Origin of the sequence: Pseudomonas sp. LW8, from assembly GCF_041956865.1 — a bacterium.
Lineage (GTDB): Bacteria > Pseudomonadota > Gammaproteobacteria > Pseudomonadales > Pseudomonadaceae > Aquipseudomonas > Aquipseudomonas siliginis.
Genome location: NZ_CP168138.1, coordinates 5811755 through 5826569 on the forward strand (window position 1 = coordinate 5811755; position 14815 = coordinate 5826569).

Below are 14815 nucleotides of genomic sequence, written 5' to 3' on the forward strand. Positions count from 1 at the left end.
CTTAACATTTTTGGTTTTGGCAGGGTTGTGGATAACGGGCCTTGCGCTCCAGATCATCAAGGTCGATGTGGTTGCGCATGTATTGCTGACTGGCATCGACCAGCGGCTGGTGATCCCAGCTCTTCAACTTGCCGATGGTTAACGCATCGGCGACGAAACGGCGTCGGCGCTGGCTGGCCAGTACGTCCCGATGGATTGCCGGAATGTCCCACTTGGCCCGCGCTTCGGCGAGAAAGTCCTCGAACAGCTGACGATGTTGCGGCGATTGGCTCAGCTCTTCTTCTTCGCGCGGATCGTTATCCACATCGAAGAGTAGGCACGGGTCGCTTTCGCTGTAGATAAATTTGTAGGCGCCCCGGCGAATCATCATCAGCGGGCTGACAGTGCCTTCGGCCATGTATTCGCCGAACACCTCGTCATGCCCGCCCTGCCCTTGCAGGTGCGGCAGCAAGGAACGGCCGTCCAGTGGCAGGCCCGGCTCAAGCGTGCCACCGGCCAGATCCACGAAGGTCGGCAGCAGGTCGGCGGTGGATACGGCGGCGCTGACCCGGCCCGCCTCGAATTGTCCCGGTGCGCTGATCAGCAGCGGCACTCGCGCGGCCATCTCGAACCAGTGCATTTTGTACCAGAGGCCCTTCTCGCCGAGCATGTCGCCATGGTCACCGGAGAAGACGATGACGGTGTCATCGATCAGCCCGGTTTCCTCAAGGGTTTGCAGCAGTTTGCCGACATTGGCGTCGATATAGCTGCAAGCGCCGAAGTAGGCGCGACGGGCATCGCGGATTTTATCCACAGGCAGCGGCTTGTCCCACAGGTCGTAAACCTTGAGCAGACGTTGCGAGTGCGGATCGAGTTCGTCCTGGTTCAAGGCTGTAGGCAACGGGATATCAGCATCGTCATACAGATCCCAGAAAGCCTTGGGAATCGTGTACGGATCGTGAGGGTGGGTCATCGACACAGTCAGGCAGAACGGCTGGTCGCCGTCCTCGCGGATGTGATCGAACAGATATTGCTGCGCCTTGAACACCACCTCTTCGTCGAAATCCAGCTGATTGGTGCGCACGCACGGCCCGGCCTGTAATACCGAAGACATGTTGTGATACCAGCTCGGCCGCACGTCCGGCTCGTCCCAGTTCACCGCCCAACCGTAATCGGCCGGGTAGATATCGCTGGTCAGGCGTTCTTCATAACCGTGCAGCTGGTCCGGCCCGCAGAAATGCATCTTGCCCGACAGCGCGGTGCGGTAGCCGAGACGCCGCAGGTAATGCGCGTAAGTCGGAATGTCGGCGGGGAAATCAGCGGCGTTGTCGTAGGCGCCGATCTTGCTCGGCAACTGGCCGCTGACCAGGGTGAAGCGCGACGGCGCGCATAGCGGGCTGTTGCAATAAGCAGCATCGAACACCACGCCTTGGGCGGCGAGGCGGGACAGATTCGGCAGTTTGATTGGCGATGGGCCGTAGAACGGCAACATTGGCGCGGCCATTTGATCGGCCATGATGAAAAGAATGTTCTTGCGCTTCATGTGATCGCGGCATTCCATGTTGAATATTTATGCGAGAGTGCTTCGATCGAGCATGGATTCCATGCCTGTTCCGGTAAAGCCCGCGCCGGACAATGACTAGGATAAGTACAGCTTATGTATGACGCCCTCGGTGACCTCTCCCTCGATCTGCTGCGCGCTTTTGAAGCGGCGGCCCGCCATCGCAGTTTTACCGCTGCTGCGGTTGAGCTTGGCACCACGCAACCGGCTATCAGCCAGCAGATAAAACGTCTGGAGGAGCAGCTCGGCACACGCCTGTTCGATCGGATCTACCGGGGCATCGAATTGACTGAGGTGGGCAGCCTGCTTTTCCAGCAAGTTGCCCTCGGTTTGCAGAATATCGACGCAGGATTAAGCGCAATCAGCACTCAGCAGCAACATGAAGTGCTGCAAGTGGCCACGGATTTCGCTTTCGCCGCCTATTGGCTGATGCCGCGCCTGCATCGCTTCCATGAGGCCAATCCGCACATTGATGTCAGCCTGGTCACCAGCGAGCGCAACCACAACATGCTGCGCACCGACATCGACGTGGCGATCCTGTTTGGCGATGGTCGATTCAAGCAGGGTGAGAGCCACTGGCTGTTCAGCGAAGAAGTGTTCCCGGTGTGCAGCCCGCTGCTGCTCAAGGAGCGTTCATTGCCGTTGCCCGCGCAGGCCCTGCTGGAATTGCCGCTGCTGCATCTGCGTGGGGAAAACAGCAGCAACTGGTTCGACTGGAGTGGCTTGTTTCGTCAGTTGGGCCTGACTACGCCGCCAGCGCCGGGGCAATTGCGCTTCGACAATTACACCTTGCTGATTCAGGCGGCGATCGGCGGACAAGGCGTGGCGATTGGCTGGCGGCACCTTGTGGATAACTTGCTGGTGCAGGGTTTGCTGTGCCGGCCGCTGGCGGAAACCACGCTGTCGCGGCTGGGGTATTACGTGGTGTTGCCGCAACGCAAGCGTCGGGGTGCGTTGATTCAGGATTTTGTTGATTGGTTAATGGCGGAACAGGCCAGCAGTGCCGAATCGCTTAACGGTCTGGCCCTGCCCTCGATTGCGGTGTGAAGAGCAAAAGATCGTCCGATCTTTTACGAATCAGAAGCCGCCACAAAATTCACATGCTGCCCCACATGCAGGTTCAACCGCAGTTCATCGGCAATCCCCACCGCGACACGGTTCAAGCGTTCCAGCGGTTCGGCCAATCCCGGTTCGAGATTGCCGCCGACCTGACTGAAGTGCTCGATGGTCAATCCGGCCACGCCATGCGGCGCATTGACCAAGGTCCAGCGCAGTGAGCTGCTTTGTACCGCCTCGAGGATTTCTTCGGCAGCGTGACGTTGCAGACGCTCGTCATTGTCAGGCTCGTCGAGCACACCGAAGTTGCCGACCAGAAACAGGCGCGGCACGCTGGCCAGTTGCAAACCTTCGACCAGCGCGTCGACTGCCAGTACCTGTTCGACCGGCCCCAGCGTTACCGAGCGCTCGACATGATCGCTGTTGAACGGCAGCCCCGGAGCGTCCAGCAGGCAGATCACCGCCGAGCTGCCGGCGACGCTTTGATTGACCCGCTCGGCATCGAACAGATCGCCGGTCTTGGTGCGCAACCCCGGACGCGGCGCGAGTGCGGTGAGATCGTCGAGAATGGCGATGACTTCGTGTTGGCGACGCAGCAATTCAGCCATCAATGCACCGCCCAGGCTGGCCATGGCACCATAAAGCACCACTTTGACCACTGGGGTCTCGGCATTTTTCATGGCTGTTTTCCTTATAGTTGTCCTATATGACCTGTGACGGTGGAAACAGCCAAGGGTTCGAACCGATTGAGAGGCGACACGATGCAAGGGATCAAGGGCTATCACGCCCATGTCTATTTCGACGCGCAAACCATCGACCAGGCGCGGGCCTTGTGCGAACAGGCCGCGCAGTTGTTTGCGCTGAAAATGGGCCGCGTGCACGAACGCCCGGTGGGGCCGCACCCCGACTGGAGCTGCCAACTGGCTTTCGGTCCCGAGCTGATCGGCGAGGTGCTGCCGTGGCTGGCGCTTAACCGCAAGGGGTTGGTGGTGTTCCTGCATCCGGACACTGGCAACGACCTGCTCGACCACACCGAACACGCGATCTGGATGGGCGCGGTGCGGCCGCTGGATCTGTCGATTTTTTAACCAGGTGCTTGGACTGAACTGATAACGAATATGTCCAGACTGCCAGCCAGCGTTGTCTATCCGTTCCCTCGTATCGCTTGTCGTCCCGTATTCATTGGCTGTCGCTGCATCCGACCGCCGGTTGACCATTCATTCATCGCTTTCGGTCGCGAAAGGTAGCTGAAAGCTTCCCCGATTAGGATCGCCCCACTCCCGGCAACAGACCGGTTGGCCCAAGCCCTGTGTTTTTTCCACAGGCCCGGCCCAATTAACAACAACAATGGTGATTCTGATGTCTTCTGCAACCCGCCGTTTCTCCCGCTTCCTGCTGGTCACTCCGCCCGTACGCCTCGCGCCTCCCGTTCTGCGCTGATCCCGCCCGATCCGCTCATTCAACTAGCCGCGCTACGCCTGGAGTATTCCCATGCTGACTTTCCTTGGCTTCGCCATGGTCATCACGTTCATGTTCCTGATCATGACCAAGCGCCTGTCCGCGCTGATCGCCCTGATCATCATCCCGATCCTGTTCGCCCTGTTCGGTGGTTTCGCGCCGAAGATCGGCCCGATGATGCTTGAAGGCATCACCAAACTGGCGCCGACCGGCGTGATGTTGATGTTCGCCATTCTGTATTTCGCCCTGATGATCGACTCCGGTCTGTTCGACCCGGCCGTGCGCAAGATCCTCAAACTGGTCAAGGGCGACCCGCTGAAAGTTTCGGTCGGTACCGCCGTTCTGGCGCTCGTCGTTTCCCTCGATGGTGACGGCGCGACCACTTACATGATTTGTGTGGCCGCGATGCTGCCGCTGTACAGCCGCATCGGCATGAGCCCGCGAATCATGGCCGGTCTGATCATCCTCGCCGGTGGCGTGATGAACATGACCCCGTGGGGCGGTCCGACCGCCCGCGCGGCTAGTGCCCTGCATGTGGATCCTTCGGACATTTTCGTACCGATGATCCCGGCCATGGCCGCCGGTGTCTTGGCGATCCTGGTGATTGCCTACTTCTACGGCAAGCGTGAACGTGCCCGTCTCGGCGAGTTGCACCTGGTTGGCGACGAGATCGATCACAGTGAAATCAGCGTCTCGCAATTCCCCGACGCACGCCGTCCGAAGCTGATCTGGTTCAACGCCGCACTGACTTTCGGCCTGATGTGCACGCTGATCGGCGGTCTGTTGCCGCTGCCGGTGCTGTTCATGGTGGCGTTCAGTATTGCCATGATCGTCAACTACCCATGCCTGCAAATGCAGAAGGATCGCGTCGCCGCGCATTCCGGCAGCGTGCTGGCAGTGGTCGGGCTGATCTTTGCGGCCGGTATCTTCACCGGTATCCTGTCGGGCACCGGCATGGTCGATGCGATGTCGAAGAGCCTGTTGGCGGTGATTCCGGATTTCCTCGGCCCGTACCTGGCGGTGATTACGGCGCTGGTGAGCATGCCGTTCACCTTCTTCATGTCCAACGATGCGTTCTATTACGGTGTATTGCCGGTGCTGACCGAAGCGGCCAGCCACTATGGGATCACTGCGGTGGAAATGGCCCGTGCCTCGATCGTCGGCCAGCCCGTCCACTTGCTGAGCCCGTTGGTGCCGTCGACCTATCTGTTGGTGGCGCTGGCCGGCATCGATTTCGGTGATCACCAGCGTTTCACCCTGAAATGGGCGATCCTGGTGTGTATCTGCATTCTGATTGCTGCACTGCTGTTGGGGACTTTCCCGCTGTTCAGCACTCTATAAGCCCAAGACTCACCGTTACGGGTCCCGGCTTCGCGGTTTGAAGCCCGGACCTGTTTCGGTTTAACACTCGCTCAAAGGAATACACATGGATTGGCTGACCAACCCCGAAATCTGGGTTGCCTTTTTTACCCTGACCGCCCTGGAAATCGTCCTCGGTATCGATAACATCATCATGATTTCGATCCTGGTCAGCCGCATGCCGAAACACATGCAGCAGCGCACGCGGATCTTCGGTCTTGGCCTGGCCATGGTCACCCGGATCCTGTTGCTGCTGTCGATTACCTGGGTCATGCGCCTCACTGCCGACCTGTTCGAAGTGTTCGGCCAGGGCATTTCCGGCCGCGACCTGATCCTGTTCTTCGGTGGCCTGTTCCTGTTGTGGAAGAGTTCGCAGGAGATGTACCACGCGCTGGAAGGTGAAGATGAAAGCGACGACGCGCCATCGGGCAAGGGCGGCAACTTCCTCTACACCATCATCCAGATCGCGATCATCGATATCGTCTTCTCGCTGGACTCGGTGATCACTGCCGTCGGCATGGTTTCCCACGTGCCGGTGATGGTCGCGGCGATCATCGTGGCGGTGCTGGTGATGATGCTGGCGTCGGGCAAGATCAGCGAATTCATCGACAAGCACCCGTCGCTGAAAATGCTCGCGCTGTCCTTCCTGCTGGTGGTCGGTACCGTACTGATCGCCGAATCGTTCGACGTGCACGTGCCAAAAGGCTACGTCTACTTCGCCATGGCGTTCTCCCTGGCAGTGGAAGCGATCAACATCAAACTGCGCGGCGCGATGGCCCGGAAAAAGAAACAGCAGGATCCGGTGAAACTGCGCAAGGATGTTCCGGGCCAATAATCCGGTAGTCCCGGCAGCACGCTACACCCCTGTGGGAGCGAGCCTGCTCGCGAAGACGGAGTGCCAGTCGACAACAATGTTGGCTGGCCCACCGCTTTCGCGAGCAGGCTCGCTCCCACATTTGTTAGTGCAGCATTCAGGCACCGCGGACCCTGTGGGAGCTGGCTTGCCAGCGATAGCGGAATGTCAGGCGACATCAATGTTGGTTGTGCCGACGCCATCGCTGGCAAGCCAGCTCCCACAGGGGCGGCGTTGATTTAAATGGGAGTGTATGAAGCGCTTCTCATGACACTTTTGTTTCAATCCACGCTTTAGCTGTGCAATGCTGGCGCCGAGGCCGTTAGCCAACTACAGCTTAAGTATCAAGAACGTAGAAACCGCGCGGTGCCTTCCACTTGCCCCTCTGGGGCGCTGCTACTACAGGGGGTCTGCATGCTCACCCTGCTCAATCTGTTGTCCGCCGTCGCCCTGTTGATCTGGGGCACGCACATCGTCCGAACCGGCATCCTGCGGGTTTATGGCACCAATCTGCGACATGTCATCGGCCAGAACATGTCGAAGAAATGGCTGGCGTTCATCGCCGGTATTCTCGTCACCGCCATGGTGCAGAGCAGCAACGCCACGGCGATGCTGGTCACTTCGTTTGTCGGTCAGGGTCTGATGGCGCTGACCCCGGCGCTGGCGACCATGCTGGGCGCAGACGTCGGTACCGCGTTGATGGCGCGGGTGCTGACCCTCGATCTGTCATGGCTGTCGCCGCTGCTGATTTTCCTCGGGGTGATTTTCTTTCTGTCGCGCAAACAGACGCGGCTCGGGCAGATGGGCCGGGTGTCGATCGGGCTGGGGCTGATCATTCTCGCCCTGCAATTGATCGTCGAGGCCGCCGCGCCGATTACGCACGCGCAAGGGGTGAAGGTGATTTTCGCCTCGCTGACCGGCGACATCCTCCTCGACGCCCTGGTTGGCGCCCTGTTCGCGATGATTTCCTACTCCAGCCTCGCCGCCGTGCTGCTCACCGCCACGCTGGCCGGGGCTGCGGTGATCAGTTTGCCGGTGGCGATCGGTCTGGTGATCGGCGCCAACATCGGCAGCGGCATCCTCGCCTTCATGAGCACCAGCATGCAGAACGCCGCCGGCCGCCAGGTTGCACTGGGCAGTCTGTTGTACAAATTGATCGGTTTGCTGCTGATCATCCCGGTGCTCGACCCGCTGGTGCACTGGATCGACAGCCTCGATTTCAGCCCGCAGGAAATGGTCATCGGCTTTCACCTGCTCTACAACACCGCGCGCTGCCTGATCCTGCTGCCCAGTGTCGGGCCGATGGCGCGGCTTTGTGCGTGGCTGCTGCCCGAGCGGCCGGAGGTCAACGGCGCCGCCAAACCACGCCATCTCGACCCGACCGCGCTGGTCACGCCGAGCCTGGCGCTGGCCAATGCCGCGCGGGAAACCCTGCGCATGGGTGATCTGCTCGACAACATGCTCGACGCCTCCCTCGATGTGTTGCGCGGCAAGCAGACCGCCGTCACCCAGGAGATGCGCCGACTGACCGACGACATCGAAGCGCTGTACAGCGCGATCAAGCTGTATCTGGCGCAGATGCCCCGCGAGGATCTCGGCGAGCACGACAGTCGGCGCTGGGCCGAGATCATCGAACTGGCGATCAACCTGAAACTCGCCGCCGACCTGATCGAGCGCATGCTGCGCAAGATCCAGCAGCAGAAGACTTCGCAGCGTCGTTCGTTTTCCGAAGAAGGCCTGGAAGATCTTGCCGGGCTGCAACAGCAACTGATCGCCAACCTGCGCCTGGGCCTGTCGGTGTTTCTCAGCGGCGACCGCGAAAGCGCGCGGCAGTTGTTACGGGAGAAACGCCGCTTTCGTGCGCAGGAACGGCGTCTGGCCCATGCGCATGTCAGCCGTTTGCAACGCAAGATCGTTCAGAGCCTGGAGACCAGCTCGCTGCATCTGGAGTTGATCGCCGACATGAAACGGCTCAATTCTTTGTTCTGCAGCAGCGCCTATGTGGTGCTGGAAACGGCGGACACCGGCGCGCTGGCGGTGGATGACATGGCCGACATTACGCATTCGCCTTGAACGTCTGGGGCTGGGGCCAGTCAGTTACAGTGGTTCAGCCTTGAGACCGTCATCGCTGGCAAGCCAGCTCCCACAGGGTTTTGTAAGCGCCGCAGATCCTTGTGGGAGCTGGCTTGCCAGCGATGGGGCCCTGACTGACGACACGGATCTCCAAATCAGCCGTATGGAAGCCTGTTATGCGTTGCCTGTTGTTCGCCTGTCTGTTGCTCGGTTCCCTGCCCGCTTTTGCCCTGGATCGGTTTCAGGTCGAAGGCTATGCGCTGCCCAACGGTTTGCAACTTATGCTCAAACCCGGCACCGAGCGTGGGCATGTGGCGATCCGGCTGGTGGTCGGCGTCGGCCTGGATGACTTCGACTGCGACGAGAAAGAGCTGCCGCATTTGCTCGAACACCTGCTGTTCAGCGGTATCGACGCCACTGGCGAAGGCGGTCTGGAAGAGCGTATGCAGGCGCTGGGCGGGGACTGGAACGCGTTCACCAGCAACGCCGACACCACGTTCGTCATCGAGGCCCCGGCGAAAAACCAGCGCAAGGTGCTCGACCTGCTGCTCGCGCTGCTGACCCAGACTCGAATTGACGACAACGCAATCAACGCGGCGAAACGAGTGGTCGAGCGTGAGGACGGCGGGCATTACACCAAGCTGCAACGTTTCCTCGACCGTCAGGACCTCGGCCATACCGCGAGCAATCAACTGGCTGTCGAGCTGGGACTGAAATGCCCGCAGCGTGCCGAAGTCGGCCATCTGACCCAAGAGCAACTGGAGAAGGTGCGCAAGGCCTGGTATGCGCCGAACAACATGACCCTGATCGTCGTCGGCGAACTCGACAAACTGCTGCCGGCCTATCTTGAGCGTACCTGGGGTGAGCTGGAGCCGGTCGAGCCGAGCGAACATCGGCCGCTGCCGGACATCCGCACCAGTGCCGCCCATGAACGCACCCTCACCCGTGGCTTTATCGGCGACAGCGCCAAGCTGCACTGGCTGGTGCCGGAACCGGTGCTCGACGATCAGTACGACCAGACGTTCGACATTCTCAAGGATTACCTCGACTGGGCGCTGTACCGGCAGATTCGTCTCAACCACGGCTTGTCGTACGGGCCGTGGGCCGAGCGCGAAGTGTTCGGCGGTGTCGGCTTCATGAGCCTCAACGCTGACCTGGATCGCGATGACGTCGACGAAGCCATTCAAGTGCTTGATGACCTCAAGGCCGACCTGCTGCAAAACGGCCTCGACCCGAGCACCTTCGCCCGCATCAAGCAAGCCGCCATCGCTCACCAGGCCTGGGCCGTGCAGGGCAACAGCGCACTGGCTGACTATTACTGGAGCGCGCTGGCCGACTATCAGGATGGCCGCTTTGCCAATCCCGCGCGCGAGCTGCAAGGGGTGACGCTGGAAGCGGCGAACAAGGCGATGCGCGAGCTGTTGCTGCAGCCGGGGTATATTCGGATCGAGAAGCCGTTGATCAGTGATGATCAGGTGTTGTGGCTGGCTGCAGGCGGCGTCGGTCTGGTGCTGCTGATGTTGATCGGCTGGCGTGTGTATCGCCGCCACAAAATTGCTGGAAGCCATTAATCCTGTGGTGAGTGAGCACTTGTGGCGAGGGGATTTATCCCCGATGGGCTGCGCAGCAGCCCCAATAAGGGCCGCTCGGTATATCCAGACAGAATTCGCTCGCAGGATCTACGACGGCTGCGCCGCCGATCGGGGATAAATCCCCTCGCCACAGGGGTCATGCGGCGTTAACCTTTCCGGGATTTTCCCCATATCGTCGTGAACCGCCAAAATGCCAAAACTGACCCTCCTTATCCAGCGCCTTCTCGAGCTGATGAAGCGCTACCCCGGGTTGATCGCGGCGGGTGGTTTCATTTCCGGGGTCGGCAGTTTCATCCTCGTCGATCGCCAACAGGGTCTGGCCAGCTGGATCACGGTGATCATGCTGCTCAGCTGGATCTGGCTGATGCTGGAAAACACCCTGACCGGGCTGTTCACACGGATCTTCAAGCGCGAGATTCCCCAGCCGCTGCTGCGCTACGCGACGCAGATGATCCATCAGGAAAGCCTGTTTTTCGTTCTGCCGTTCTTTTTCATCACCACCACGTGGAACAGCGGCCAGTTTGTCTTCACGGGGCTGCTCAGCGTTGCTGCACTGATCTCCATCGTCGATCCGCTGTACTACAAATGGCTGGCGCCACGGCGCTGGGCGTTTCTCGCGCTGCACACCCTGACCCTGTTCGCCGCCCTGCTCACTGCGTTGCCGGTGATCATGCACCTGACCACCGCGCAGAGTTTCAAATGGGCGCTGGGGATTGCCGTCCTGCTGTCGTTCCCGAGCCTGGCGTCGATCTTCCCGATCCGCACAGTGCGCAATGCCCTGGCGATTCTGTTCATTACCTTCGGCATCGGCGGCGTCGGTTGGGCGCTGCGTTCGTGGGTGCCGCCGGCAACGCTGTGGATGACCGACGTAGCGATCAGCACGCAGTTGCAGGATCGCACCCCCGGCGCCAGTCTTGATACTGTCAGCGCCGAGCAGATCCGCAGCGGCGGGCTCTACGCCTACACCGCAATCAATGCGCCGCGCGGCCTCGATGAGCGGATTTATCATGTCTGGACCTTCAACGGCAAAGAGGTCGACCGCATCGCCCTCGACATCCATGGCGGGCGCAAGGAAGGCTACCGGGCGTGGACGCACAAACAGAATTTCCCCGGCAACCCGGCGGGCAAGTGGCAGGTGCGGGTGCTGACCGAGGATGGCCAGTTGATCGGCGTGCTGCGTTTCGCAATCACCGACAGCACACAGGCCAAAGAAAAGTAATCCGGTTCGTGCTATTACGTAGGATCTCGTAACGGCCGTACAAGCACGGAGCTTATGACCAGCAGCCCAACCCCCGGCAGTGCCCACCTGGACACCGCGCTCAGCCCTGCCCGTCTGCGGGTCAGCGGCGACTGGACGCTCGCCCACTACACCGCGCTCAAGCACCTGAGCGAAAAGCTCCGCGGCCAGTACGACGCCAACACTTCCATCGATCTGAACGGCCTCGGTGCCCTCGACACCGCTGGCGCGTCATTGCTGGTCGAGCTGCTCGGTTCCGAGCGCTTGGGCAAAACCGCCGAACACCCCGATTGCACCCTTTCAACTGCCGACCGCGCCTTGCTGCAAACCGTGTATTGCTCGCTGAGCGATTTCTGCGTGCCGATCAAGGAGCCGGAAGTCAGCGTCAGCGTGCAACTGCTGACGCGCATCGGCCGCGCGGTGGACAAGGTCTGGACCGACACGCTGCAACTGCTCGGCTTCGTCGGCCTGATTCTCGAAGTCATCGCCCGTGGTCTGTTGCGGCCCAAGCGCTGGCGCATTACGCCGATGATCGCGCACATCGAGCAGACCGGCCTCGACGCCGCACCGATCGTGGCCCTGCTGACGTTTCTGGTCGGCGCGGTGGTGGCATTTCTCGGCGCCACGGTGCTGGCCAGTTTCGGCGCGACGATTTTCACCGTGGACCTGGTCGGCTTCTCGTTCCTGCGCGAATTCGGCGTGTTGCTCACGGCGATCCTGATGGCCGGGCGCACCGCCAGTGCATTCACCGCGCAGATCGGCTCGATGAAGGCCAACGAAGAAATCGACGCGATCCGCACCCTCGGCCTCGACCCGATCGAGTTGCTGGTGGTGCCGCGTGTGCTGGCGCTGCTGGTGGCGCTGCCGATGCTGACGTTTCTGGCGATGCTCTCGGGGATCGTCGGCGGCGGTGTGGTTTGTGCGGTGTCGCTGGACATCTCGCCGGCGATGTTCCTCTCGCTGCTGCAATCGGACATCGGCATTCAGCATTTTCTGGTCGGGCTGGTGAAGGCGCCGATCTTCGCCTTCCTGATCGCGGCGATCGGTTGCCTGGAAGGCTTCAAGGTCAGCGGCAGCGCCGAATCGGTCGGCGCGCACACCACCTCCAGCGTGGTGCAGTCGATTTTCGTGGTGATCGTGCTCGATGCGGTGGCTGCGCTGTTTTTCATGGAGATGGGCTGGTGAGTCGTCTACCCCGCGCGCCCTCGGAGGCGGTGATCGAAGTCCGTGGCCTGTGCAATCGCTTCGGCCCGCAGAGCGTGCACGAGAATCTTGATCTGGACGTGTACAAGGGCGAGATCCTCGCCGTGGTTGGCGGCTCCGGTACCGGCAAATCGGTGCTGCTGCGCAGCATTGTCGGGCTGAATCGGCCCAGCGAAGGCATGGTCAAAGTCTTCGGCCAGAACCTGCCGAATCTGCCCGAGCATGAGCGCTCGCTGATCGAAAGGCGCTTTGGTGTGTTGTTCCAGAAAGGCGCGCTGTTCTCGTCGCTGACCGTGACCGAGAACGTCGCCCTGCCCCTGATCGAACACGCCGGCCTCAGCCGTCACGACGCCGAGCATCTGGCGGCGGTGAAACTGGCGCTGGCCGGGCTGCCGTTGTCGGCGGCGGACAAATACCCTGCGTCGCTGTCTGGCGGCATGATCAAGCGCGCGGCGCTGGCGCGGGCTTTGGCGCTGGATCCGGACATTCTGTTTCTCGATGAACCCACCGCCGGCCTCGATCCGATTGGCGCGGCGCAGTTCGATCAATTGATCCTGACCCTGCGCGATGCCTTGGGGCTGAGCGTGTTTCTGGTGACCCACGACCTCGACACGCTGTACACCATCACCGATCGCGTGGCGGTGCTGGCGCAGAAGAAAGTGCTGGTTGCCGGCCCTATCGACGACGTCTCGGAAACCGCCGACGCGTGGATTCACGAATACTTCCACGGCCCGCGCGGCCGCTCGGCGCTGGACGCCGCCAAACTGCTCAACGAGGTCTGATATGGAAACCCGAGCCCATCATGTGTTGATCGGCCTGTTCACGGTGATCGTCGTGGCCGGCGCCCTGCTCTTCGGCCTGTTTCTGGCAAAGTCCAGCGTCGACACCGAATTCAAGGATTACGAAGTGGTGTTCAACGAGGCGGTCAGCGGTCTGTCCAAGGGCAGCTCGGTGCAGTACAGCGGGATCAAGGTCGGTGACGTGGTCAGCCTGCGCCTTGACCCGCAGGACCCGCGCCGGGTGCTGGCGCGGATTCGTCTGGCGGGCGACACGCCGGTCAAGGAAGACACCCAGGCCAAGCTGGCACTGACCGGCATTACTGGCACGTCGATCATCCAGCTGAGCGGTGGTACGCCAGAGAGCCCGAAATTGCGCGGGCATGACGGCAAGCTGCCAACGCTGGTCGCCTCGCCCTCGCCTATTTCGCGTCTGCTCAACGACAGCAGCGACTTGATGACCGGCATCAGCGCCCTGCTGCAAAACGCCAACAACATGTTCTCCGCGGAAAACGTCGAGCGCGTGAGCAAGACCCTCGCCCATCTGGAACAGACCACCGGCACCATCAATGACCAGCGCGGCGACATCAAGCAAGCCATGCAGCAACTGGCAACGGTCGGCAAACAGGCCGGCAGCATGCTCGAGCAGACCTCACTGTTGATGCGCAACGCCAACGGCCTGCTTAACGATCAGGGCAAGCAGGCCTTGGGCAGTGCCGAACAGGCGATGAAGTCGCTGGAGCAAAGCAGCGTGACCATCAATGGCTTGCTCAGCAAAAACCAGAATTCGCTGGATAACGGCATGCAGGGCCTCAACGGCCTGGCCCCGGCGATTCGCGAACTGCGCGAGACGCTGACCTCGCTGCGCGCGATTTCCCAACGCCTTGAGGCCAATCCCAGCGGTTACCTGCTGGGCAGCGACAAGAACAAGGAATTCACCCCATGAAGCTGACTCGAATCGCCCTGCTCGGCGCTGGCCTGACCCTGATCGGCGCGTGCTCGATCTTGCCCAAGTCGGAACCTTCGGATGTTTACCGCCTGCCCGCTGCACCGGCGCCCGCCTCGGCCAGCCCGGCGACGGTTCAGCCGTGGTCGCTGCGCTTGAATAAATTGCAGGCCAGCGAAGCGCTGAACCGGCCGAGCATTGCCGTGATTCCGCAGGGCGATGTGATCAGCTCCTACAAGGGCTCGCGCTGGAGCGATCCGGCGCCGGTGCTGCTGCGCAATCGCTTGCTTGATGGCTTCGCGCGGGATGGTCGAGTGACGCTGCTGAGCACCGACGACAGCAACTTCCAGGCGGATCTGGAACTGGGCGGTAGCTTGCAGGCGTTTCAGACGGAATATCAGGGCACCCAGGCCGGCGTTGTGGTGCGGGTTGATGCGTTGCTGGTGCGTGGTTACGACCAGCGCATCCTCGCCAGCCGCCGTTTTGAAGAGCGCCAGTCGTTGAATGATGTGCAGGTGCCAGCGGTGGTCGCCGGGTTTGGCCAGGCCAGTGATCGCCTTACGGCCAAGGTCGTCGCGTGGGCCGTCGACCAAGGCCAAAAGCTCGCCCCCCCAAAACCTTAAGCCCGACACAACCCCTGTGGGAGCGAGCCTGCTCGCGAATGCGGAGTGTCATTCACATTGATGTGGCTGACACGACGCCTTCGCGAGCAGGCTCGCTCC

At 61.2% G+C, this 14815-nt stretch carries 13 protein-coding genes; 11 read left to right on the forward strand and 2 right to left on the reverse strand.

Going from position 1 to position 14815, the window contains the following annotated elements; genetic code table 11:
* Position 1: 1 nt before the first annotated feature.
* Positions 2-1522, reverse strand: coding sequence for a choline-sulfatase (betC, locus tag AB9L16_RS26400; protein ID WP_375122928.1), 1521 nt, complete (start codon positions 1520-1522; stop codon positions 2-4).
* A 114-nt stretch (positions 1523-1636) separates the two neighbouring features.
* Here betC and AB9L16_RS26405 point away from each other — a divergent pair, with 114 nt between their 5' ends.
* Positions 1637-2587: a choline sulfate utilization transcriptional regulator gene (locus AB9L16_RS26405; RefSeq protein ID WP_252879170.1), complete on the forward strand. Its 951-nt coding sequence runs from the start codon at positions 1637-1639 to the stop codon at positions 2585-2587.
* Between the two features lie 23 nt (positions 2588-2610).
* Here AB9L16_RS26405 and AB9L16_RS26410 read toward each other — a convergent pair whose 3' ends face one another.
* Positions 2611-3276, reverse strand: a complete 666-nt coding sequence (locus AB9L16_RS26410) for an NAD(P)-dependent oxidoreductase (RefSeq protein WP_375122929.1) — start codon at positions 3274-3276, stop codon at positions 2611-2613.
* 81 nt (positions 3277-3357) lie between these two features.
* Here AB9L16_RS26410 and AB9L16_RS26415 point away from each other — a divergent pair, with 81 nt between their 5' ends.
* From AB9L16_RS26415 to AB9L16_RS26460, 10 genes are all read left to right on the forward strand, one after another.
* A complete protein-coding gene (locus AB9L16_RS26415; RefSeq protein WP_024014969.1) occupies positions 3358-3684 on the forward strand; it encodes a DOPA 4,5-dioxygenase family protein in 327 nt (108 codons plus the stop codon).
* Between the two features lie 403 nt (positions 3685-4087).
* Positions 4088-5395, forward strand: coding sequence for a CitMHS family transporter (locus tag AB9L16_RS26420; protein WP_076564783.1), 1308 nt, complete (start codon positions 4088-4090; stop codon positions 5393-5395).
* 85 nt (positions 5396-5480) lie between these two features.
* Positions 5481-6248: a TerC family protein gene (locus AB9L16_RS26425; RefSeq protein ID WP_041476497.1), complete on the forward strand. Its 768-nt coding sequence runs from the start codon at positions 5481-5483 to the stop codon at positions 6246-6248.
* Positions 6249-6680: 432 nt separating this feature from the next.
* Complete coding sequence (locus AB9L16_RS26430; protein WP_056791186.1) at positions 6681-8339, forward strand: Na/Pi cotransporter family protein; 1659 nt, start codon at positions 6681-6683, stop codon at positions 8337-8339.
* Positions 8340-8515: 176 nt separating this feature from the next.
* Positions 8516-9910: a M16 family metallopeptidase gene (locus AB9L16_RS26435; RefSeq protein ID WP_375122930.1), complete on the forward strand. Its 1395-nt coding sequence runs from the start codon at positions 8516-8518 to the stop codon at positions 9908-9910.
* 211 nt (positions 9911-10121) lie between these two features.
* Positions 10122-11150: a DUF5924 family protein gene (locus tag AB9L16_RS26440; RefSeq protein WP_375122931.1), complete on the forward strand. Its 1029-nt coding sequence runs from the start codon at positions 10122-10124 to the stop codon at positions 11148-11150.
* Between the two features lie 54 nt (positions 11151-11204).
* Positions 11205-12353, forward strand: coding sequence for an ABC transporter permease (locus AB9L16_RS26445; protein WP_076564805.1), 1149 nt, complete (start codon positions 11205-11207; stop codon positions 12351-12353).
* Positions 12350-13153 (forward strand): ABC transporter ATP-binding protein, encoded by an 804-nt coding sequence (locus tag AB9L16_RS26450; RefSeq protein WP_122506332.1) that lies wholly within the window; start codon positions 12350-12352, stop codon positions 13151-13153. The genes AB9L16_RS26445 and AB9L16_RS26450 overlap by 4 nt, the downstream gene beginning before the upstream one ends.
* A gap of 1 nt (position 13154) precedes the next feature.
* Entirely contained in the window at positions 13155-14093 is a 939-nt protein-coding gene (locus AB9L16_RS26455; RefSeq protein WP_150637292.1) for an MlaD family protein, read from the forward strand.
* The gene (locus AB9L16_RS26460) at positions 14090-14716 is read left to right on the forward strand and encodes an ABC-type transport auxiliary lipoprotein family protein (protein ID WP_375122932.1); all 627 of its coding nucleotides are present in this window, start codon (positions 14090-14092) and stop codon (positions 14714-14716) included. The genes AB9L16_RS26455 and AB9L16_RS26460 overlap by 4 nt, the downstream gene beginning before the upstream one ends.
* Positions 14717-14815: the final 99 nt, after the last annotated feature.

Excerpts from the sequence above, each read along its gene's own strand:
- betC (WP_375122928.1), bottom strand. The coding sequence starts at position 1,522 with ATGAAGCGCAAGAACATTCTTTTCATCATGGCCGATCAAATGGCCGCG.
- AB9L16_RS26405 (WP_252879170.1), top strand. The coding sequence starts at position 1,637 with ATGTATGACGCCCTCGGTGACCTCTCCCTCGATCTGCTGCGCGCTTTT.
- AB9L16_RS26410 (WP_375122929.1), bottom strand. The coding sequence starts at position 3,276 with ATGAAAAATGCCGAGACCCCAGTGGTCAAAGTGGTGCTTTATGGTGCC.
- AB9L16_RS26415 (WP_024014969.1), top strand. The coding sequence starts at position 3,358 with ATGCAAGGGATCAAGGGCTATCACGCCCATGTCTATTTCGACGCGCAA.
- AB9L16_RS26420 (WP_076564783.1), top strand. The coding sequence starts at position 4,088 with ATGCTGACTTTCCTTGGCTTCGCCATGGTCATCACGTTCATGTTCCTG.
- AB9L16_RS26425 (WP_041476497.1), top strand. The coding sequence starts at position 5,481 with ATGGATTGGCTGACCAACCCCGAAATCTGGGTTGCCTTTTTTACCCTG.
- AB9L16_RS26430 (WP_056791186.1), top strand. The coding sequence starts at position 6,681 with ATGCTCACCCTGCTCAATCTGTTGTCCGCCGTCGCCCTGTTGATCTGG.
- AB9L16_RS26435 (WP_375122930.1), top strand. The coding sequence starts at position 8,516 with ATGCGTTGCCTGTTGTTCGCCTGTCTGTTGCTCGGTTCCCTGCCCGCT.
- AB9L16_RS26440 (WP_375122931.1), top strand. The coding sequence starts at position 10,122 with ATGCCAAAACTGACCCTCCTTATCCAGCGCCTTCTCGAGCTGATGAAG.
- AB9L16_RS26445 (WP_076564805.1), top strand. The coding sequence starts at position 11,205 with ATGACCAGCAGCCCAACCCCCGGCAGTGCCCACCTGGACACCGCGCTC.
- AB9L16_RS26455 (WP_150637292.1), top strand. The coding sequence starts at position 13,155 with ATGGAAACCCGAGCCCATCATGTGTTGATCGGCCTGTTCACGGTGATC.
- AB9L16_RS26460 (WP_375122932.1), top strand. The coding sequence starts at position 14,090 with ATGAAGCTGACTCGAATCGCCCTGCTCGGCGCTGGCCTGACCCTGATC.